The sequence below is a fragment of the Clavibacter sp. GW821-FHT01D01 genome, from assembly GCF_059422605.1.
In genome coordinates this window covers 1-19,411 of the sequence record NZ_JBWKXC010000002.1, presented here as the reverse complement: position 1 = coordinate 19,411, position 19,411 = coordinate 1, and the positions used below count along the sequence as shown (strand labels likewise).

Genomic DNA, 19,411 nt, shown 5'->3' with positions numbered 1-19,411 from the left:
CCGGGCACTCGTCGACGGGTCTTCGTCAGGAATTCCGACGCACGTCGTCACCGCCGATGGGCCCCCATCAGCACCCTCCCGCCCCACGCACGAAACATGATTCATGTTTCCCGCGACGCCCCGATCGGCACGGGATGAGATGGTTCTCGCCACGACATCCGACGGAACGACGACAGCGAGGAACCCGAATGCGCCTGATGGGACCAGCCACGACCGGCGAGGCGCTCGGCGCCCTGCAGCGCGCGGCCGACGGTACGCAGATCACCTGCGGATGGAGCACCCGAGAGCTCGAGGCGGTGAAGGACCGCGTGCGGGCGCGCGGGTTCGTCACGGCCGCGGACCGCATGGAGGCGCTGGCCATCCGCGACGCCGACAACGCCGCGGGCGCCGCCTCCTACGCGACCCTCCCCACGGACGTCTTCCCATGGGCGCACGTCGAGCACGATAACGACGTGCCCGCGGCCGGCGCGCGCGTCGCCATCACCACCGAGCAGCGGGAGGGGTGGATCGTGCGGCCGAGCGCCACCGCGAGCCCATGGATCCGCCTCAGCGCCCGCGACACGGACCGGTCCGAGCGCGCCTGGCACGTGCTCCTCGACACGGGTGAGATCCGGCTGTACCTCGAGTCCGTGCTCGTGATCGACGACGTCTCCGACGACGCGCAGGACGAGGACGACGACTAGCTCCCCCCTCCATGACCCCCCGTGACGCCCCGCGTCGTCACGCGGGGACACCCGCCGTCACACCCCTCGCGACCCCGCACGGCCCGCCCCTACCGTGGCCCCACCGCGAGGCGCGGCACCGGTCGCGCCCCTTCACGAGAGGACAGGACATGACCCTGATCGACCGCGAGCCACGACCCGCATCCGGCTCCCCCACGCCCGCCCCCGGCACCGCCGACGCGCGGACGGACCGCCCCCGCCCCGCACCCCTCGGCGACGCTCCCGTCGACCGCTGGAAGGGTACCCCGCGCCCCACCACCCCGGCCGGGTGGATCGCCCGCGCCCGCGAGGTGGCCGACATCCTCGCCGTCGACCAGGTCGAGCGCGACCGCGCCGGCGCGAGCCCGCACCAGGAGGTCGCGCTCCTCAAGCACGCCGGTCTCGTCACGCTGCTCGGCCCCGCGGAGCACGGCGGCGGCGGGCAGACGTGGGACACCGCCTACCGGGTGATCCGCGCGGTCGCCCGCGGCGACGGATCCATCGGCCAGCTCCTCGGCTACCACTACCTCTGGGCGTGGGCGGCGCGGCTCGTCGCCACGGATGCGCAGATCGAGGCCGTCGAGAAGCTGGCGACCACCGGGAACCTCCTCTTCGGCGGCGCCGTGAACCCGCGCGACTCCGACCTCGTCATCCGCGAGGACGGCGACGAGCTCGTCTACGCCGGCCGGAAGTCGTTCTCCACGGGCGGCGTCGTCTCCGACCTCACCGTGCTCGAAGGCGTCATCGAGGGCACGGACACCCACGTGTTCGCGATCGTGCCGACGGACCAGCCGGGCATCGTCTTCGGACACGACTGGGACAGCCTCGGGCAGCGGCTCACGGAATCCGGCTCGGTGGAGATCCGCGACGTGCGCGTGCCGTGGTCCGACGCCGCCGGCTTCGTCGACCGGGTGTTCCAGCCGCTCACCTACGGCACGCTCAACGTGCCCACGATCCAGCTCGTGTTCGCGAACTTCTACCAGGGGATCGCCGAGGGCGCGCTCGAGACGGCCGCCGCCTACACGCGGAGCACCACCCGCGCCTGGCCGTTCGGCGGCGACGACAAGGAGCGCGCGACCGACGAGTGGTACGTCCTCGAGGGCTACGGGCAGCTGCAGTCGAAGCTGTGGGCGTCCGAGGCGCTGCTGGATGCGGTGGGCGCCGAGATCAGCGCGGTGCTGCACGCGCCGCGGGAGAGGCTCACGGAGCGCAAGCGCGGCGAGATCGCCGTGCGGATCGCCGCGGCCAAGGCGCGCATCGTCGAGGACGGGCTCGAGGTCGGCACGCGCGTCTTCGAGCTGACGGGTGCGCGCGCGTCGGCGTCGAGCGTCGGGCTCGACGTCTTCTGGCGGAACCTCCGCACCCACAGCCTCCACGACCCCATCGCCTACAAGCGGCGCGAGGTCGGCCGGCACGTGCTCCTCGGCGAGATCCCGGAGCCCACCTGGTACACGTGATCCGCACCGACCCCACGACGACGGACGGCGCCGACCCCCTGAGGGATCGACGCCGTCCGTCATGCTGCGAGCCGGAGCCCTCGGAGACGCGCTAGCGCTTCCGCTTCTCCCGCACGCGCATGTTGACGATGATCGGGCTGCCCTCGAAGCCGTAGATCTCGCGCAGGCGGCGCTGGATGTAACGACGGTACTGCGGGTCGAGGTATCCGGTCGTGAAGAGCACGAATGTCGGCGGGCGGCTCGAGGCCTGGGTGCCGAACAGGATGCGCGGCTGCTTGCCGCCGCGCACGGGGTGCGGATGCGCCGCGGTGAGCTCGGCGAGGAACGCGTTGAACTTGCCCGTCGCGATGCGGGTGTCCCACGACTCCAGCGCCGTCTCGAGCGCCGGCACGAGCTTCTCCATGTGGCGGCCGGTGCGCGCCGAGATGTTGACGCGCGGCGCCCATGACACGTGCGCGAGGTCGGTCTCGATCTCGCGCTCGAGGTAGCGGCGGCGCTCGTCGTCGAGGAGGTCCCACTTGTTGAACGCCAGCACGAGCGCGCGGCCCGACTCGAGCACCAGCTCGATGATGCGGATGTCCTGCTCGCTGATGACCTCGGAGACGTCGATCATGACGACCGCGACCTCCGCCTTCTCCAGCGCCGCGCTCGTGCGGAGCGACGCGTAGAAGTCCGCGCCCTGGGCGAGGTGCATGCGGCGGCGGATGCCGGCGGTGTCGACGAAGCGCCACACCTTGCCGGCGATCTCGACCTGCTCGTCGACCGGGTCGCGCGTGGTGCCGGCGAGCTCGTTGACGACCACGCGCTCCTCGCCCGCGGCCTTGTTGAGCAGGCTCGACTTGCCGACGTTCGGGCGGCCGAGGATGGCGACGCGGCGGGGGCCGCCGACCTCCTCCTTGGCGACCTTGGAGACGAGCGGCAGGGTCTTCAGCACCAGGTCGAGGAGGTCCGCGACGCCGCGCCCGTGGAGCGCGGAGACGGGGTGCGGCTCGCCGAGCCCGAGCGACCACAGCGAGGCGGCGTTCGGCTCCTGGCGCGCGTCGTCGACCTTGTTGGCCGCGAGGATCACCGTCTTCTTGGTCTTGCGGAGCAGGCGGACGACGTGCTCGTCCGTGCTGGTGGCGCCCACGTTGGCGTCGACGACGAAGAGCACGGCGTCGGCGAGGTCCATCGCGATCTCGGCCTGCATGGCCACGGACGCGTTGATGCCCTTCGCGTCGGGCTCCCAGCCGCCGGTGTCCACCAGGGTGAACCAGCGGCCGGCGTACTCGGCCTTGTAGGAGACGCGGTCGCGCGTAACGCCGGGGGTGTCCTCGACGACGGCCTCGCGGCGGCCGAGGATGCGGTTGATGAGCGCCGACTTGCCCACGTTCGGGCGGCCGACGACCGCGAGCACGGGCAGCGCCGGCAGGTACGTGACCTGGTCGGGGTCGTCCGTCGCGGTCTCGAGGACCTCGAGGTCCTCGTCGTCGAGCTCGTAGTCGGCGAGCCCGGCCCGGAGCGCCTGCGCGCGCTGGGCGGCCAGCTCCTCGTCGATGCTCGACAGCCGCTCGGAGAGCCCGCTGTCGAGCTCGGGGAAGTCGTCGTCGTGATCAGCCATGCGTGTGTCCTCTGGCGTGTCGGCCCGTCACCGGGCCGCGCCTCAATCTGTTCGTGCGTGAACGAGATCGACCACCGCCTGGACGGTCTGGTCGAAGTCGATGTCCGTGGAGTCGATGGTGGTCACACCATCTGCGGCGTTCATGAAATCGACGACCTGCGAGTCGGCCCGATCCCGGGAGGCGAGTGATTCGCCGACCGCGGCGGCCGACTGATTCGTCGTCTCCGCGGAACGCCTCCTCATCCTAGCTTCCGGGGAGGCCGTGAGGAGAATGCGCACCTGGGCGTCCGGCGCGACGACCGTGGTGATGTCGCGGCCCTCCACCACGATGCCGGGCTTGTCGCTGGAGGCCATGAGCGAGCGGAACAGCTCCACCATGTAGTGCCGCACCTCCGGCACGCGGGCCACGCGGCTCACCACGGCGGACACGCGCGGCTCGCGGATCGCCTCGGTGACGTCCGTCCCGCGGACGCTCACGCGCGTCTCGGACGGGTCGATGCCGATGTCGTAGTCGAAGCCCTCGATGAGGCTCGTGACGGTGGCGGGGTCCTCCGTGTCGACGCCGCTCTCCAGCGCGAACCAGCTGAGCGCGCGGTACGCGGCGCCCGTGTCCTGGTAGTCGAAGCCGAGGGCGCGTGCGGCGGCGCGGCTCACGCTCGACTTGCCGCTGCCCGCGGGCCCGTCGACGGCGACGACCGTGCGGTTGAGCGTGGCGTCCACGAGCAGCGTCTCCGCCAGCGGGTCGGCCTCGAGCGGGTCGGGTGCGGTCGATGCGTCTCCGGTCATCCGGCGATCCTCCAGTTCCGTTCTTCCAGCCGCGCGACCAGGCGGTCGCGGGCCTCGGGCAGCACGGCGATCTCGACGAGACCCACCTGCGCGCCCTGCGAGTGCTCGAGGCGCAGGTCCTCGATGCTGACGTCGGCGGCGCCGACGTCGGAGATCAGCGCGGCCAGCTGGCCGGGGCGGTCGTCGATCATCACGGTGAGCGCGGCGAAGCGGCGGTCCTGGCCGTGCTTGCCCGGGATGCGAGCGACGCCGGCGTTGCCCGCGTGGATCCGCTCGGCCACCCGGAGCCTCGCCCCCTGGGCGTCCACGTCGTCGAGCGCCGCGATGACCTCGTCGAGGTCGGTGCGGAGCGCCTTCAGGATGGGCACGACGCGGCCCGCGTTGGCACCGAGGATCTGCACCCACAGCGACGCGTCGCTCGACGCGATGCGCGTGGTGTCGCGGAGCCCCTGGCCGGAGAGCCCGAGGGCGGTGGCGGATCCGTCGCCGAGCCGCGACGCCAGGAGGCTCGCGACCACCTGGGGCACGTGGGAGACGAGCGCCACCGAGGAGTCGTGCTCCTCCGCGGTCATCTCGAGGGGCACGGCGCCGAGGTCGAGGATCAGCTGCTCGACGGGTGCGCCCGCGGTGTAGGTGATGCCGCCGTGCCCGGCGATGACCCAGGGGCGCCCGAGGAACAGGTCGCCCGTGGCCGACACCGGGCCGCCGCGCTCGCGCCCGGCGAGCGGGTGGGAGCCGAGGTACCGCGACAGGTCGGCGCCCATGGCGCGCAGCTCCTCGAGCGGCGCGACCTTCACGCTGGCGACGTCGGTGACGAGGGCGTCCGGGTGCGCGTCGAGCTCCGCCGCGACCACGCGCGCGGTCACGTCGGGCGGGACGCAGACCACGACGAGCGACGGCCGGTCGGGCGCTGCCTGGATGTCGGCGATGCGCCCTGCGCCCATGTCGGCCGCGAGCCGCAGCGTCGTGGGCGATGCGTCGGCGAGCACCACGTCCACCCCGCGGGCGGAGAGGCCGAGCCCGATGCTGGTGCCGAGGAGGCCGGTGCCGACGATGCGGACGGTCCCCTGCACGCGGGTGTCCGCCGCGGCGACGACGTCCGCGGCCTCGGTCACTCGCCGTCCTCGCGGTCGACGTCCCCCTGCGCCTCGGCGGCGGCGCCGGGCCCCTGCGGGTTCGCGGGACCGGCCTGGGCGCGGGCCTCGCGCGAGATGGTGAGGAGCTGGCCGAGCTCGTCGGAGGTGAGGTCGCGCACCCGGCCGACGCCGAGCGAGCCGAGGTGCAGCGGGCCGAACTGGCGGCGCACGAGCTCCTCCACCGGGTGGCCGACCTCGTCGAGCATGCGGCGCACGATGCGGTTGCGGCCCGAGTGCAGCGTGATCTCCACGAGCGTCTGGTCGCCGCCGCCCGACAGGATGCGGGCCCGGTCGGCCTGGATGGGCCCGTCCTCGAGGTCCACGCCCTGCGTGAGGCGCTGGATCGTCTGCGGCGTGACCCGGCCCGTGACCTTCGCGATGTACGTCTTCAGCACGCCGAACGACGGGTGCGCGAGCACGTGCGCGAGGTCGCCGTCGTTGGTGAGGATCAGCAGGCCGCTCGTCTCCGCGTCGAGGCGCCCGACGTTGAACAGGCGCTCCTCGAACTCCTCCGTGAACTCGCGGAGGTCGGGACGGCCGCGCTCGTCGCGGAGCGAGGAGTAGATGCCGACCGGCTTGTTGAGCATCAGGTAGCGCTTCGAGGTGTCGAGCTGCACGGCTTGGTCGTCGACCGCGACCTCGTCGACTTCCGGGTCGATGCGGCGGCCGGGCTCGGTGACGACCTCGCCGTTCACGGTGACGCGGCCGGCGGCGATCATGTCCTCGCAGACGCGGCGGCTGGCGACGCCCGCGGCGGCCATCACCTTCTGCAGGCGGACGCCCTGCACCGGCTCGTCGGGGTTCCAGGCGCGGTCGTTCTCAGTGGAGGGGGTCATGGAAGCCTTCCGCCCCGTCGGGGAGCAACGGGGAGATCGGGGGGAGCTCGTCGAGCGAGTTGATGCCGAGCTGCGTGAGCAGGTGGTCTGTCGTACCGTAATGGATCGCCCCGGTCTCGCCGTCCGTGAAGGCCTCGGTCACGAGGCCCCGGGCGAGCAGGGTGCGCACCACGGAGTCGACGTTCACGGCGCGGATGGCGGCCACCTGGCTGCGGCTGATGGGCTGCTTGTAGGCGATCACCGCGAGCGTCTCGAGCGCGGCCTGCGACAGCCGCGTGGGGTTCTGGGTGAGCACGTGGTCGCGCACCACGGCGTCGTACTCGGGCCGGACGTAGACGCGCCATCCGCCGCCGACCTCGCGCAGCTCGAAGCCGCGCCGCACTCCCCCGGTGCGCCCGTCGAAGTCGTCGACGAGCCGCTGGATCGCCCGGCGCACCTCCTTCACGGGCGTGGACGTCGCCGTCGCGAGCGTCGTCGCGCTCTGCGGCTCGTCGGCCACCATGAGCAGCGCCTCGATCGCGCGGTCGAGCTCGAGCGGCGCATCGGCGGCGGCGTCCGCGTCGGCGGCGTCCACGGCGGCGGCGTCCGCCGGCTCAGCCGTCATAGCCGGCCCCCAGGCTCGCGAGGGCGTCGTCGGTCCAGCTCTCGGCGGTCCAGGTGAGCGTGAGCTCGCCGAGCGCCTCCGGCTGGTCGAACTCGATCGCCGCGACGCGGTACAGCTCGAGCACCGCGAGGAACCGCGCGATGACGACGCCCGTGACCCCGGCGTCCGCGACGAGCTCCCGGAACGTGATCGGCAGGCCGGCGCGGAGCCGGGCGACCACGACCGCCGCCTGCTCGCGGATGCTCACGAGCGGCGCGTGCAGGTGGTCGAGGCCGACGGTCGGGATCTCCCGCGGGGCGAAGGCGAGCAGCGCGATGGCCGCGAGGTCGTCGGCCGATGTCGTCCAGACGAGCTCCGGCACCTGCGCCCGGAACCGCTCCTCGAGCGGCACGTCCCGGAACGCGCGCCCGGACTCGGCCGCGAGCCGCTCCTGGAACCACGACGCCGCCTGCTTGAACGCCCGGTACTGCAGCAGCCGCGCGAACAGCAGGTCCCTGGCCTCGAGCAGCGCCACGTCCTCGGCGTCCACGAGCTCGCCCTGCGGCAGGAGCCCGACGAGCTTCAGGTCGAGCAGGGTCGCCGCGACGACGAGGAAGGAGCTGGCCTCGTCGAGGTCGTCCGGCCCGTCGAGCCCGCGGATGTGCGCGATGAACTCGTTCGTGACGAGGCTGAGGCTCACCTCGGTGATGTCCATCTCGTGGCTGCCGATGAGCGACAGCAGCAGGTCGAAGGGCCCCTCGAAGTTGCCGATGCTGACGCGGAACGCCCGCTCGGGATCCGTGCGGGGCGCGTCCTCCACCGCGAGGCCGGGCGCGGCCGGGGACGAGCCCCTACGCGACGGCGCCACGCGCGATGAGCTCCCGCGCCACCTTGCGGTACGCGAGCGCGGCCGGGTGCTCGGGTGCGAACTGGATGATGGGCTTGCCCGCCACCGACGCGTCCGGGAACTTGACCGTGCGCCCGATCACGGTCTCGAGCACGCTGTCGTCGAACGCCTCGACCACCCGCTGCAGCACCTCGCGGGAGTGCAGCGTGCGGGAGTCGTACATGGTCGCGAGGATCCCGTCGAGCGCGAGCCCCGGGTTCAGCCGGTCCTTGACCTTCTCGATCGTCTCCACGAGGAGCGCCACGCCGCGGAGCGCGAAGTACTCGCATTCCAACGGGATGAGCACGCCGTGGCTCGCCGTGAGGGCGTTCACCGTGAGGAGGCCGAGCGACGGCTGGCAGTCGATGAGGATGACGTCGTAGTCGCCGCTCACCTTCCGCAGCACGCTCGCGAGGATCTGCTCGCGCGCCACCTCGTTGACGAGGTGCACCTCGGCGGCCGAGAGGTCGATGTTCGCGGGGATGACGTCGAGGCCCTCGAAGCCCGTGCTCCTGATGGCCTCGCGCGGGTCCTTCACGGTGCCGAGAAGGAGGTCGTAGATGGTGACGGCGTCGTGCGTCTGCACGCCGAGGCCGGCCGACAGCGCGCCCTGCGGGTCGAAGTCGACGGCGAGTACCCGGCGGCCGTAGCTCGCGAGCGAGGCCCCGAGGTTGATGGCGGTGGTCGTCTTGCCGACGCCGCCCTTCTGGTTGCAGAGGGAGATGATCTTGGCGGGCCCGTGGCCATCGAGCGGCTCGGGCTCGGCGAACTCGCGCAGCTCCCGACCGGTGGGTCCGAGCACGGGGACGTCCATTCCCGGGAGCTCGGTCACATCTGGCTTGCGCGTCACGTGGATCTCTCTCTGCCGCTCCTCCGACGCGGTCCCGCCGGATCCTGGAAGTCTACCGGGGAGGGCCCATCACGCCCGGCGGGCACGCGGGTGCGCGGTCGTGTAGACGTCGCGCAGGGTGTCGACGGTCACCCGCGTGTAGATCTGCGTGGTCGCCACCGACGAGTGGCCGAGCAGCTCCTGCACGACGCGCACGTCGGCGCCGCCCGCGATGAGGTGCGTCGCGAACGAGTGCCGGAACGTGTGCGGCGAGATCTCCTCCGTGACGCCGGCGCGCTCGGCGGCCGCCTTGATCACGAGCCACGCGTTCTGGCGGCTGAGCGCGTGGCCGCGGAGCCCGAGGAACAGGGCCGGCGTGGCCGTGCCGCGCGCGGCGAGGACCGGACGGACGCGCACGAGGTAGGCGTCGACGGCGCGGCGGGCGAACGAGCCGACCGGCACGATCCGCTGCTTGCCGCCCTTGCCGAGCACGCGCACCAGCTCGGCGGCCGCGCCGTCGGGCCCGAGCACGTCGTCCACGGTGAGGGCGGTGATCTCGCTCACGCGAGCGCCCGTGGCGTACAGGAGCTCGAGCAGCGCCTTGTCGCGCACGCGGAGCGGGTCGTCGCCGTCGGTCGCGTCGAGGATCCGCGTCATCGTCTCGACGGAGACCGCCTTCGGCAGGCGGCTCGGCAGCTTGGGCGGCCGCGCGTCGGAGGACACGTCGACCTCGACGATGCCCTCCTCCAGCAGGAAGCGGTGGAAGCCGCGGACGCTCGACAGCATGCGCGCGAGCGAGGACGCCGTGAGGCCGCCGTGCTCGGGCGAGCGGACGCGCTGCGCGAACCCGGCGACGTGCGCGGGGGTGGCGTCGGCCGGATCCTGGACGCCCTCCTCCACGAGGTGCTCCGTGTACCGCGCCAGGTCGCGCCGGTACGCCTGCACGGTGTTCCGGGAGAGCCCCCGCTCGACCTCGACGTGCCGCAGCCACCGGTCGACGGCGCGGCGGAGCGCCACGGGCACCTCGGGAGCCGCGTCGTCGGCGGTCACGAGGCGCGCGCGGTCCCGTCCTGGCGGAGCTTCGGGTGGCGGGGCCACGGCGCGTCGGCCGGGCCGAGGTCCGCCCAGCCGCGGGAGCGGGCGACGTGCGCCTGCAGCACCGCGATCACGGTCGACGGGTTCTGGATCCGCCGCTCGAGCACCGCGGTCACGACCTCGTCGAGGTCGACCCAGCGCTTCTCGATGTCGGCCTCCTCGTCGGTGCGCGCGAACGCCTCCGCCGTGGGGGTGAGTCCGCGGGCGAGGTAGACGCGGATGGCCTCGTCGCTGCCGCCGGGCGTCGTGAGGTACTCGGCGAGCACGCTCCACTCCGCGGCCTCGAGGTCGGCCTCCTCGGCGAGCTCGCGCTGCACGGCCGCGAGCGGCGGCTCGTCCGTCACGTCGAGGAGCCCCGCCGGGATCTCCCACTCGCGCATCCGCACCGGGTGCCGGTACTGCTTGATGAGGAGCACGCGGTCCTCGTCGTCGATCGCGAGCACCGCGACGGCGCCCGTGTGGTCGACGAACTCCCGGGTGATCTCGCCGTCGCCGTACCGGAACGTCTCCCGGCGGATGTCCCAGATCCTCCCCGCGAACACCCGCTCGCTCGACGTGATCTCGACGGAGACCGGGTCGTCGTGGAGGCCGTCGGCCGGGGATCCCGTGGCGGCGTCCGTCACGCGACGGCCTCGGCGTCGTCCTCGGCGAACAGGGTGCTCGCCTCCTGGCGGTCGAGGGCCGCGCGGATCAGGCCGGCGAAGAGCGGGTGCGCGCGGTTCGGGCGCGACCGGAGCTCCGGGTGCGCCTGCGTGCCGATGTAGAACGGGTGCACGTCGCGCGGCAGCTCCACGTACTCCACGAGCGTGCCGTCGGGCGAGGTCCCGGAGAACACGAGGCCGGCGTCCTGGATGCGCTCGCGGTACTGGTTGTTGACCTCGTAGCGGTGGCGGTGGCGCTCGTGCGAGACGGGCGCGCCGTAGAGCTCCGCGGCGAGGGACCCCTCGGCGAGGGCGGCCTCGTACACGCCGAGGCGCATGGTGCCGCCCAGGTCGCCGCCCGCGATGATGTCGACCTGCTCGGCCATCGTCGCGATGACCGGGTACTCGCTGTCCGGGTCGAACTCGGTGGAGGACGCGCCCGCGAGTCCCGCCTCGTTGCGCGCGTACTCGATGACCATGCACTGCAGGCCGAGGCACAGGCCGAGCACGGGGATCCCGTTGTCGCGGGCGAACTTGAGCGCGCCGAGCTTGCCCTCGATCCCGCGGATGCCGAAGCCGCCGGGCACGCACAGCGCGTCCAGGTCGCCGAGCCTCTTGGCGGCGCCCTCGGGCGTCTCGCACTCGTCCGACGCGACCCAGCGGAGCTTCACGCGCGTCGAGTGGGCGAACCCGCCGGCCCGCAGCGCCTCCGTGACCGACAGGTAGGCGTCGGGCAGGTCGATGTACTTGCCGACGAGGCCCACCGTGACCTCGTGCTTCGGGTCGTGCACGGCGTCGAGCAGGTCGCTCCAGCCGGACCAGTCCACGGCGTCCGTCGCCGGCAGGCCGAGGTGGTCGATGATGTAGCTGTCGAGGCCCTGCCCGTGGAGCATCTCGGGGATGTCGTAGATGCTCGCCACGTCCACCGCGTTCACGACGGCGCGCTCGTCGACGTCGCACATGAGCGCGATCTTCCGCTTGTTGGAGTCGGAGACGGGCCGGTCGCTGCGGAGCACCAGCGCGTCCGGCTGGATGCCGATGGAGCGCAGGGCCGCGACCGAGTGCTGCGTGGGCTTGGTCTTCTGCTCGCCGGAGGCTCCCATGTACGGCACGAGGGAGACGTGCACGAAGAAGACGTTGTTCCGGCCCAGCTCGTGCCGCACCTGGCGTGCCGCCTCGATGAAGGGCTGGCTCTCGATGTCGCCGACCGTGCCGCCGACCTCGGTGATGATGACGTCCGGCTGCGGGTCGTCCGAGGCCTGCAGGCGCATGCGCCGCTTGATCTCGTCCGTGATGTGCGGGATGACCTGCACCGTGTCGCCCAGGTACTCGCCGCGACGCTCCTTGGCGATGACCTCCGAGTAGATCTGACCGGTGGTCACGTTGGCCGCCTGGTCGAGCTCGATGTCGAGGAACCGCTCGTAGTGCCCGATGTCGAGGTCGGTCTCCGCGCCGTCGTCGGTCACGAAGACCTCGCCGTGCTGGAACGGGTTCATGGTGCCCGGATCCACGTTGAGGTAGGGATCGAGCTTCTGCATCACCACGCGCACGCCGCGCGAGGTGAGGAGGTTGCCGAGGCTGGCCGCCGTGAGGCCCTTGCCGAGGGAGGAGACCACGCCGCCGGTCACGAAGATGTGCCGGGTGGTCTTCCCGCCTGCCGTGCTGGTCGTGCTGGTCGTCGTGTTCGAGTCCGTGTCCGCTGCTGAGTGAATGTCCGCCACGGGCTTCCATCCTACGTGTGTTCCGGCGCCCCGCGACAGCCACGACGCGCGCGGGCCCTCGGCGGACCCGGCCCGCGACCCGCGGAGGCCGGCCCTCAGCGCAGGGAGGCGGCGGTCTCGACCAGCTCGCGGGCGTGGGCGAGCCCGCTCTCGCTGTCGGGGAGTCCCGAGAGCAGCCGCGCCATCTCCTGGATGCGGTCATCCCCCTCGAGCTGCGTGACGCTCGACGCGGTGACCTGCCCGTCACCGCCCTTGACGACGCGCAGGTGGTTCGTCGAGAAGGCGGCGACCTGCGCGAGGTGGGTGACCACGATGACCTGCGCCCGCTCGGCGAGACGGGCCAGCCGCCGGCCGATCTCGATGGCCGCGGCCCCGCCGACCCCCGCGTCGACCTCGTCGAACACGAACGTGGGCACGGGGTCGTCGCCGGCGACGACGACTTCGATGGCCAGCATCACGCGCGACAGCTCGCCGCCGGACGCACCGCGGCCGAGGGGCCGCGCCTCCGCGCCCGCATGCGGCCGGAGCAGGATCTCGACGCGGTCGGCGCCGGACAGGGCCGGCTCCTCGCGGGGGCTCACGCGGACCTCGAGCGACGCGTCCGCCATGGCCAGGGCGCCGAGCTCCGTGGTGACGGCTGCGGCGAGACGCGCTCCGGCCTCCTCGCGGACGGCCGTGACGCGCGCGCCGAGCTCCCCCACGAGCTCCTCGTCGCGCTCCACCTCGACGCGCAGGAGGTCGATCCGGTCGGTGTCGCCGTCGAGCTCCAGCAGGCGCGCGCTGCCCGTGTCGAGGAACGCGATGGCGTCCTCCACCGTCGGCCCGTGCAGGCGGGTCAGCGCGACGAGCTCGGCCCGGCGGTCCTGCAGGGTCTCGAGCTCGCGGGCGCCGTCCGCGTCGAGGCCCGCGAGGTACCCCGACAGCTGCACCGCGATCTCCGACACCAGGATGCGCGCGCTGTCGAGCGATTCGATGACCTCCGCCAGGGCGGGGTCGTGGGCGGCGACCCGGTCGAGGCGGCGGTGCGCGGTGTCGAGCACGGAGGCGGCGTCCGCCATCTCGCCGGAGGCGTCCTCCGCCGACATGAGCTCGTGGGCGGCGGACGCCGCGGCGCGCAGGTCCTCCAGGTTGGTGAGACGGTCGATGCGCTCGCGCAGCTCCTCGTCCTCGCCGGGCTGCGGTGCGACCGCCTCGATGGCGTCGATGGCGGCGCGCAGGTCCTCCGCCTCGCGCGTGCGGGCGTCCTGCTCGGCGACGAGGCGGTCGAGCTCCGCGCGCGCGGCCTGCCAGCGGCGGAACACGTCCTGGTACTCGCCGAGCACGGGCGCGAGCGCGGATCCGGCGAACCGGTCGAGCGCCTGGCGCTGCGCGGTGGAGGACCGCAGGCGCATCTGGTCGGACTGGCCGTGGACGACCACGAGCTGCTCGCCGATCTCGGTCAGCAGCGCCGCGGGGGCGCCGCGGCCGCCCACCGACGCGCGGCTGCGGCCCTCGGAGGAGAGCTGGCGCGTGACGATGAGCTCGCCCCGCGTGCCGTCGCCGAACGGGTCGACGTCGCCGCCGGCGTCGCGCACGCGCTCCGGCACCGGGCCGTCGGCCGCGATGATCCAGCGGCCCTCGACGACGGCGCGCTCGCTCCCCTGGCGCACCGCTCCGGAGTCGGCGCGCGCTCCGAGCAGCAGCCCGAGGGCCGTGACGACCATGGTCTTGCCCGCGCCGGTCTCGCCGGTGACGGCCGTGAAGCCCGGGCCGAGCGGCAGGGTCGCCTGGCCGATCACCCCGAGGTCGCGGATGGTGATCTCCTCAATCACGGTCGACGGGACCTCTCCAGCCGGTGACCGGCAGCTCGAACTTGTTCACGAGGCGGTCGGTGAAGGGCGACTGCTTGAGGCGCGCGAGGCGCACGGGGATGGTGGAGCGGCGGGCCTCCACGCGGGCGCCGGGCGGCATGTCGCGCGTGCGGCGTCCGTCGCACCAGAGGACGCCGGAGCCGGACGTGCGGCGGAGCACCTCCACGGCGACCGTGGACTCGGGACCGACGACGAGCGAGCGCGCGAAGAGCGTGTGCGGGCTGAGCGGCACGACGAGCATCGCCTCCAGGCTCGGCCACACGATGGGGCCGCCGGCGGAGAACGCGTACGCGGTGGAGCCGGTGGGCGTGGACACGACCATGCCGTCGCACCCGTACGACGCTAGCGGGCGCCCGTCGATCTCGACCACCACCTCCAGCATGCGCTCGCGGCTGGCCTTCTCGACCGTGGCCTCGTTGAGCGCCCACGTGCGGTAGACGACGTCGGCGCCGACCTTGAGCGTGACGTCGAGGGTCATCCGCTCCTCGACCGTGTAGTCGCGGTCGAGCACGCGTCGGACGGTGGCCGTGAGGTCCTCCCGCTCGCTCTCCGCCAGGAATCCGACGTGCCCGAGGTTCACCCCGAGCAGCGGGACGGAGGTGCCCCGCACCAGCTCGGCCGAGCGGAGGATGGTGCCGTCTCCGCCGAGCACGATGACGATCTCCAGGTCGGCCGTCTGCACGTCCTCGCCGAGCACGGCGACGCCGTCCATCTCGGGGGCGAACGGCAGGATGTCGGCCTTCTCCTCCGCAGTGAGGACGATGCGCACGTCGGCCTCGGCGAGCTGACCGCACACGCTGAGCGCGGCGTCGATCGAGTCGCGGCGTCCCGTGTGCGAGACGACCAGGATGTGCCTCGCGGGTCCAGCCACTTCGCTCACGCTCCTGTGATCTCGTTCGACGTCGATCTCCATTGTGTCGGATTGCTCCCCGCACGACCGCTGAACCAGGCGAGGTACTCCTGGTTGCCCGCTCCGCCGACGATCGGGGAGGGGACGAGGCCGGCCGTCCCGAGCCCGAGGTCCCAGGCCGCCCACAGCACCCGCATCACGGCGTCGTCGCGCAGCCCCGGGTCGTGCACGATGCCCTCGCGGATCCCCGTGCGCCCGACCTCGAACTGCGGCTTCACGAGCAGCACGATGTCCGCGTCGGGCGTCGCGGTGCGCGCGATGGCGGGCAGCACCAGCCCCAGGGAGATGAAGGAGAGGTCGCCCACGACGAGCGCGGGCGCCTCGCCGGCGGCATCCGGCGACGTGACCGCGCCGAGCGACTCCGGGGTGAGGTCGCGGACGTTGAAGCCCTCGACGACGTCCACCCGCGGGTCCGCGCGGATGAGGGGATCCAGCTGGCCGTGCCCGACGTCGAGCGCGACGACGCGTCGCGCGCCCCGCTCGAGGAGCACCTGGGTGAAGCCCCCGGTGGAGGCGCCCACGTCGAGGGCGAGCCGTCCCGCGACCTGCACGCCGTCGAAGGCGTCGAGCGCGCCGATGAGCTTGTGGGCCCCGCGGCTCACGTAGGAGTCGGTCCCCGCGACGGCGACGGCGGATCCGGGGAGCACCTTGACCGACGCCTTCACGACGCCGCGGCCGTCGACCGTGACGAGCCCGTCGGCGATCAGACGCGCGGCGTGGGTCCGGGAGCGGGCCAGGCCGAGCGCGGGCAGCGCGGCGTCGAGCCGCATCCCGCCGCCCGGGTCCGCGGCGGACTCCCCGGCGGGCCCCGTCGGGTCAGCCACGCGCCGCGACCCCGTCGCCGCCCTCGAGCCGCGCGCGCAGCTCGTCGTGCAGGAGCGCGAACGCCGCCGCCCGCTCCCCCAGCGGCTGCTCCTCGATCAGCTGCAGCCGCGAGACGAGCTCCTCGGCGACGTCGCCGTCCGCCGCGGCGTCGTGCCCGGGGGCCGCCGTCCCGAGCCCGTCGTGGGGGTGCGCGTGGTCGTCGCTCACGGCGTCACGCTAGGCCCGACCCGCGGCGCCGGCGCCGGCGGCGACGTAGAGGGATTCGGGCACGTCGAGCCCGTAGATGGGGCGGCCCGAGTTCCAGATCACGGCGCATGCGGCGCGGAGCGTGTCGATGGTCGACCCGCCGTCCTTCACGACCTCCACCCGGTCGCCCGCGATGCGGACGGACGCCTTGCCGACCGTCGCCACCCGGCCCTCCTGCGAGAACCGCGTCTCCGGGTACGGCTCGTGCAGCTGCCCGAGGTGCTCGAGGATGAACGTCGGCCGCTGGTCCTCCTCCGCCGCGAGGAGCTGCTTGGCCCGGTCGATGCCGGTCAGCACGTGGACGGACGCCATGCCGGCGCGCGTCGCCCCGAGGATGTCGGTGTCGAGCCGGTCGCCGAGGAACACGGGCCGCTGCGCGCCGAAGCGCTCGCGTGCCACGTCGAAGATCGGCGTCTCGGGCTTGCCGGCGACGACGGGCAGGCGCCCGACCGCCGTGTGCACGGCCGAGACGAGCGTGCCGTTGCCCGGAGCGATGCCCCGCGCGACGGGGATGGTCCAGTCCGTGTTGGTCGCCACCCACACCACGTCCGCGTCGGCCAGCGCGAACGCCGCCTCGGCGAGCTGCGTCCATCCGACCTCGGGGGCGAAGCCCTGCACCACCGCCACCGGAGCGTCCTCGACGGAGCGCGTCACGACGTACCCGGCCTTCTCGAGCTCGTGCACGAGCCCGTCACCGCCGACGACCAGCACGGTGGAGCCCGCGGGGACCCGGTCCGCCAGCAGCCGCAGCGCGGCCTGCGGCGACGTCACGACGTCCTCCGGCGCGACGGTCAGGCCGAGCGAGCTGAGGTGCTCGGCGACCGAGGCGTCCGTGCGGGAGGCGTTGTTCGTGATGTACCCCAGCCGGATGCCCCCGTCGGCCGCCAGGTTCAGCGCCTCCACGGCGTGGGGGATGCTGGCGGGGCCCGCGTAGACGACGCCGTCGAGGTCCGCGAGGATCACGTCGACGCCGTCGAGGGGTGTCTGCCCCTTGCCCGCCCTAGCGAACATCGCGGTCGCCCTCGTCGGTCTGGGCACCCGCGAAAGCATCGGCATCGGCATCGGCATCGGCATCGGCATCGGCATCGGCATCCTCGTCGACGCCAGCGCCAGCCGGCCCCTCCACGGGGACGCCCAGCTCGTCGTCGACGTCCACCGAGATGTCGTCGTCGTCCCCGTCCTCGACGGGCGCCGTCACGGCGTCGTCGGCCGCACCCGCTCCCGCCGCTGCGTCCTCGTCGCCGTCGGCATCCTGAGCGGACACCTGCCCGTCGACGTCCACGCGGGACTCCTCACCGGGGGCATCGGCCTCGGCATCCGCCTCGTCGACGTCGTGGTCGGAGCCGTCGACATCAGCATCGTCGTCGACCTCCAGCTCCTCCTCGACGACCTCGACCATGTCGTCCCACCCCTCGTCCGGATCGGCGAACGCCGCCTCGGCCGCATCGGCACGCTGCCTCCAGGCCTCCGCCTCCTCCGACCGGCCGAGCTCCTCGAGCACCTCGGCGTAGGCGTGGAAGAGGTCGGCGCTGTACGAGTAGGCGACGTCGCGGTTCAGCTGAGCGATCGACAGCTCGTCGAGGGCCGCCTCGGTCTGACCGAGGTCGAGGCGCGCACCGGACATCGCGATCGCCAGGGCCACCTGCTCCGCCGCGGGCAGCGTCTCCTTGGGGACGGAGCGTCCGAGCTCCAGCGCCTTGTCGGGCCGGCCCTGTCCCCGCTCGCTGTCGACCATGAGGGCGAGCTGGTCGTTCTTCCCGGAGATCCGCCGGTACGTCCGGAGCTCTCGGAGAGCCAGCGCGTAGTCGCCGACGGCGTACGCCGTGATCGCCAGGGACTCCCGGACCACCGCGATGCGGCCGGCACGTCGGGCCGCCGACGTCGCGTGGCGGTGCGCCAGCTCAGGGTCCTCCTCGATGAGACGGGCCGCCATCACGAGGTGCTGCGCCACGCCCTCTGCGTTGTCCTTGCTCAACGTCTTCAACTCGTTGCGGGCGATCCGGTCGAGGTCGCCGGGCTTCACATCCTCCGGGATCTCGGGATCGTCATGCCGCGGCCGGACGGACCGCAGCTCGCGGGCCCGCAGCTGCTCCTCCGTCAGGGCCTCCTCGTAGCGAGGGGCGTCGCGGTCGTTGCGGGCCGGACGTCCGTCACGGGTCCACAGCTTGTCGCCATCGCGGGGCGGACGCGATCCACCACGACCGGCGTCTCGACCGCCGTCCTTGGACCACGGCTTGCGGTCCCCATCTCGGGCGGGACGTGCAGAGCTGCCGCCGTCCTTCGACCACGGCTTGCGGTCCCCATCTCGGGCGGGACGTGCAGAGCTGCCGCCGTCCTTCGACCACGGCTTGCGCTCCCCATCACGGGCGGGACGCGCAGAGCTCCCGCCGTCCTTCGACCACGGCTTGCGGTCCCCATCACGGGCGGGACGCGCAGAGCTCCCGCCGTCCTTCGTCCACGGCTTGCGCTCCCCGTCACGGGCCGGCCGGCCGCTGCCGGAACCTGCGTCACGTGACCACGGCTTGCGTTCGCCATCCCGCTGCGAACGGTCGCCGCCAGAGCCTCGAGGCGCGGAAGAGCGACCGCCGTCTCGAGGGCCGCGCGGCGCCCCCGAGGATCCGCGCTCGTAGGGGCGACCACCCGCATCGCGACCACGAGGGGAGTGCGACGATCCGCGGTCCTGGCCCTCGGGCCGGCTGTCTCGGTCGGATGAGTCGCTCACTGTGCTCCTGTCGGCCCGTGGGCCAGATGATGACTGTGGTGTTGTGGGTCGTGCGGAAGTCAGGTCCCAGGCTAACCGCTGAGATGCCTCGTGCCACTCGCGTCCGCGGGGACGCATGACGGCTCCCGCGGTCGCGCGGGCACGCTGTGCCCCTCTCTGCCTTCCTGAGTGGAGATGGGAGCCCCGGCGAGGACGCTGCTGAGCGCCACCCCCTGCTCACGATCGGCCCACCGGCTGAGAGCCCGCCACGGTGCCGACGTGACCGGCATTCGGACGTCGGCTGGCGGGCACGCGTCCCGACCAGCACCGTGGCTGTTAACGCAGGAAGGCCCGTCGCACCAAGTGCGACGGGCCTTCCCGTTCGATCAAATCAAGTCCGGCGGTGTCCTACTCTCCCACAGGGTCCCCCCTGCAGTACCATCGGCGCTGAGAGTCTTAGCTTCCGGGTTCGGAATGTGACCGGGCGTTTCCCTCTCGCTATGGCCGCCGAAACACCTCATACACACCCCAACGGGGCATGAAAACTGTGATGAATCGACCAGTCAAGCTGGTTGTTCAATTAGTACCCGACCGTATATCGGGAACCA

Annotated in this window: 18 protein-coding genes and 1 rRNA gene; 2 read left to right on the top strand and 17 right to left on the bottom strand. The window is 72.9% G+C overall.

From position 1 onward, the window contains the following. The first annotated feature begins 197 nt into the window (after positions 1-197). Together AC07VC_RS03800 and AC07VC_RS03795 are read left to right on the top strand one after the other, a co-directional pair. Positions 198-683, top strand: a complete 486-nt coding sequence (locus AC07VC_RS03800; RefSeq protein ID WP_494676116.1) for a hypothetical protein — start codon at positions 198-200, stop codon at positions 681-683. 149 nt (positions 684-832) lie between these two features. Continuing rightward, on the top strand, positions 833-2,158 hold the full coding sequence (locus AC07VC_RS03795) for an acyl-CoA dehydrogenase family protein (RefSeq protein ID WP_494676117.1): 1,326 nt from the start codon (positions 833-835) through the stop codon (positions 2,156-2,158). Between the two features lie 91 nt (positions 2,159-2,249). Here the strand turns inward: AC07VC_RS03795 and der are convergent, their stop codons facing one another. The 17 genes from der to rrf all read right to left on the bottom strand — a co-directional run bounded on the left by der (position 2,250) and on the right by rrf (position 19,315). Continuing rightward, positions 2,250-3,758 (bottom strand): ribosome biogenesis GTPase Der, encoded by a 1,509-nt coding sequence (der, locus tag AC07VC_RS03790; RefSeq protein ID WP_094116150.1) that lies wholly within the window; start codon positions 3,756-3,758, stop codon positions 2,250-2,252. 42 nt (positions 3,759-3,800) lie between these two features. Next, positions 3,801-4,544, bottom strand: coding sequence for a (d)CMP kinase (cmk, locus tag AC07VC_RS03785; RefSeq protein ID WP_258070382.1), 744 nt, complete (start codon positions 4,542-4,544; stop codon positions 3,801-3,803). Next, a complete protein-coding gene (locus tag AC07VC_RS03780) occupies positions 4,541-5,659 on the bottom strand; it encodes a prephenate dehydrogenase (protein ID WP_494676118.1) in 1,119 nt (372 codons plus the stop codon). The genes cmk and AC07VC_RS03780 overlap by 4 nt, the downstream gene beginning before the upstream one ends. Beyond that, positions 5,656-6,516 (bottom strand): pseudouridine synthase, encoded by an 861-nt coding sequence (locus tag AC07VC_RS03775; protein ID WP_494676119.1) that lies wholly within the window; start codon positions 6,514-6,516, stop codon positions 5,656-5,658. The genes AC07VC_RS03780 and AC07VC_RS03775 overlap by 4 nt, the downstream gene beginning before the upstream one ends. Next, positions 6,500-7,120, bottom strand: coding sequence for an SMC-Scp complex subunit ScpB (gene scpB, locus AC07VC_RS03770; RefSeq protein ID WP_494676120.1), 621 nt, complete (start codon positions 7,118-7,120; stop codon positions 6,500-6,502). The genes AC07VC_RS03775 and scpB overlap by 17 nt, the downstream gene beginning before the upstream one ends. After that, positions 7,110-7,919, bottom strand: a complete 810-nt coding sequence (locus tag AC07VC_RS03765) for a segregation and condensation protein A (RefSeq protein ID WP_494724448.1) — start codon at positions 7,917-7,919, stop codon at positions 7,110-7,112. Before AC07VC_RS03765 ends, scpB begins: the two co-directional genes overlap by 11 nt. 31 nt (positions 7,920-7,950) lie before the next feature. Continuing rightward, the gene (locus AC07VC_RS03760) at positions 7,951-8,799 is read right to left on the bottom strand and encodes a ParA family protein (protein ID WP_396335499.1); all 849 of its coding nucleotides are present in this window, start codon (positions 8,797-8,799) and stop codon (positions 7,951-7,953) included. Positions 8,800-8,904: 105 nt separating this feature from the next. Further along, a complete protein-coding gene (xerD, locus tag AC07VC_RS03755) occupies positions 8,905-9,831 on the bottom strand; it encodes a site-specific tyrosine recombinase XerD (RefSeq protein ID WP_494676575.1) in 927 nt (308 codons plus the stop codon). Between the two features lie 29 nt (positions 9,832-9,860). Continuing rightward, positions 9,861-10,532 (bottom strand): NUDIX domain-containing protein, encoded by a 672-nt coding sequence (locus tag AC07VC_RS03750; protein ID WP_494676122.1) that lies wholly within the window; start codon positions 10,530-10,532, stop codon positions 9,861-9,863. Continuing rightward, the gene (gene pyrG / locus AC07VC_RS03745) at positions 10,529-12,271 is read right to left on the bottom strand and encodes a CTP synthase (RefSeq protein WP_317228887.1); all 1,743 of its coding nucleotides are present in this window, start codon (positions 12,269-12,271) and stop codon (positions 10,529-10,531) included. Before pyrG ends, AC07VC_RS03750 begins: the two co-directional genes overlap by 4 nt. A 95-nt stretch (positions 12,272-12,366) precedes the next feature. Then, positions 12,367-14,082: a DNA repair protein RecN gene (gene recN / locus AC07VC_RS03740; protein ID WP_494676123.1), complete on the bottom strand. Its 1,716-nt coding sequence runs from the start codon at positions 14,080-14,082 to the stop codon at positions 12,367-12,369. Next, positions 14,075-14,992 carry an NAD kinase gene (locus AC07VC_RS03735; protein ID WP_396335500.1) on the bottom strand — a complete coding sequence of 306 codons (918 nt, stop codon included), beginning with the start codon at positions 14,990-14,992 and terminating at the stop codon, positions 14,075-14,077. The genes recN and AC07VC_RS03735 overlap by 8 nt, the downstream gene beginning before the upstream one ends. Before the next feature lie 5 nt (positions 14,993-14,997). Beyond that, the gene (locus AC07VC_RS03730) at positions 14,998-15,801 is read right to left on the bottom strand and encodes a TlyA family RNA methyltransferase (RefSeq protein WP_494676576.1); all 804 of its coding nucleotides are present in this window, start codon (positions 15,799-15,801) and stop codon (positions 14,998-15,000) included. Positions 15,802-15,847: 46 nt separating this feature from the next. Further along, positions 15,848-16,063 carry a hypothetical protein gene (locus AC07VC_RS03725; RefSeq protein WP_494676124.1) on the bottom strand — a complete coding sequence of 72 codons (216 nt, stop codon included), beginning with the start codon at positions 16,061-16,063 and terminating at the stop codon, positions 15,848-15,850. A 9-nt stretch (positions 16,064-16,072) separates the two neighbouring features. Then, entirely contained in the window at positions 16,073-17,113 is a 1,041-nt protein-coding gene (locus AC07VC_RS03720) for an HAD-IIA family hydrolase (RefSeq protein ID WP_494676125.1), read from the bottom strand. Beyond that, positions 17,103-18,125 (bottom strand): tetratricopeptide repeat protein, encoded by a 1,023-nt coding sequence (locus tag AC07VC_RS03715; protein WP_494676126.1) that lies wholly within the window; start codon positions 18,123-18,125, stop codon positions 17,103-17,105. The genes AC07VC_RS03720 and AC07VC_RS03715 overlap by 11 nt, the downstream gene beginning before the upstream one ends. A gap of 1,073 nt (positions 18,126-19,198) precedes the next feature. After that, a 5S ribosomal RNA gene (gene rrf / locus AC07VC_RS03710) occupies positions 19,199-19,315 on the bottom strand. Positions 19,316-19,411 lie beyond the last annotated feature (96 nt).

Coding starts and splice junctions, on each gene's coding strand:
- AC07VC_RS03800 (WP_494676116.1), top strand. CDS start 198: ATGGGACCAGCCACGACCGGCGAGGCGCTCGGCGCCCTGCAGCGCGCG.
- cmk (WP_258070382.1), bottom strand. CDS start 4,544: ATGACCGGAGACGCATCGACCGCACCCGACCCGCTCGAGGCCGACCCG.
- AC07VC_RS03775 (WP_494676119.1), bottom strand. CDS start 6,516: ATGACCCCCTCCACTGAGAACGACCGCGCCTGGAACCCCGACGAGCCG.
- der (WP_094116150.1), bottom strand. CDS start 3,758: ATGGCTGATCACGACGACGACTTCCCCGAGCTCGACAGCGGGCTCTCC.
- scpB (WP_494676120.1), bottom strand. CDS start 7,120: ATGACGGCTGAGCCGGCGGACGCCGCCGCCGTGGACGCCGCCGACGCG.
- AC07VC_RS03730 (WP_494676576.1), bottom strand. CDS start 15,801: ATGCGGCTCGACGCCGCGCTGCCCGCGCTCGGCCTGGCCCGCTCCCGG.
- AC07VC_RS03720 (WP_494676125.1), bottom strand. CDS start 17,113: ATGTTCGCTAGGGCGGGCAAGGGGCAGACACCCCTCGACGGCGTCGAC.
- AC07VC_RS03760 (WP_396335499.1), bottom strand. CDS start 8,799: ATGGACGTCCCCGTGCTCGGACCCACCGGTCGGGAGCTGCGCGAGTTC.
- AC07VC_RS03795 (WP_494676117.1), top strand. CDS start 833: ATGACCCTGATCGACCGCGAGCCACGACCCGCATCCGGCTCCCCCACG.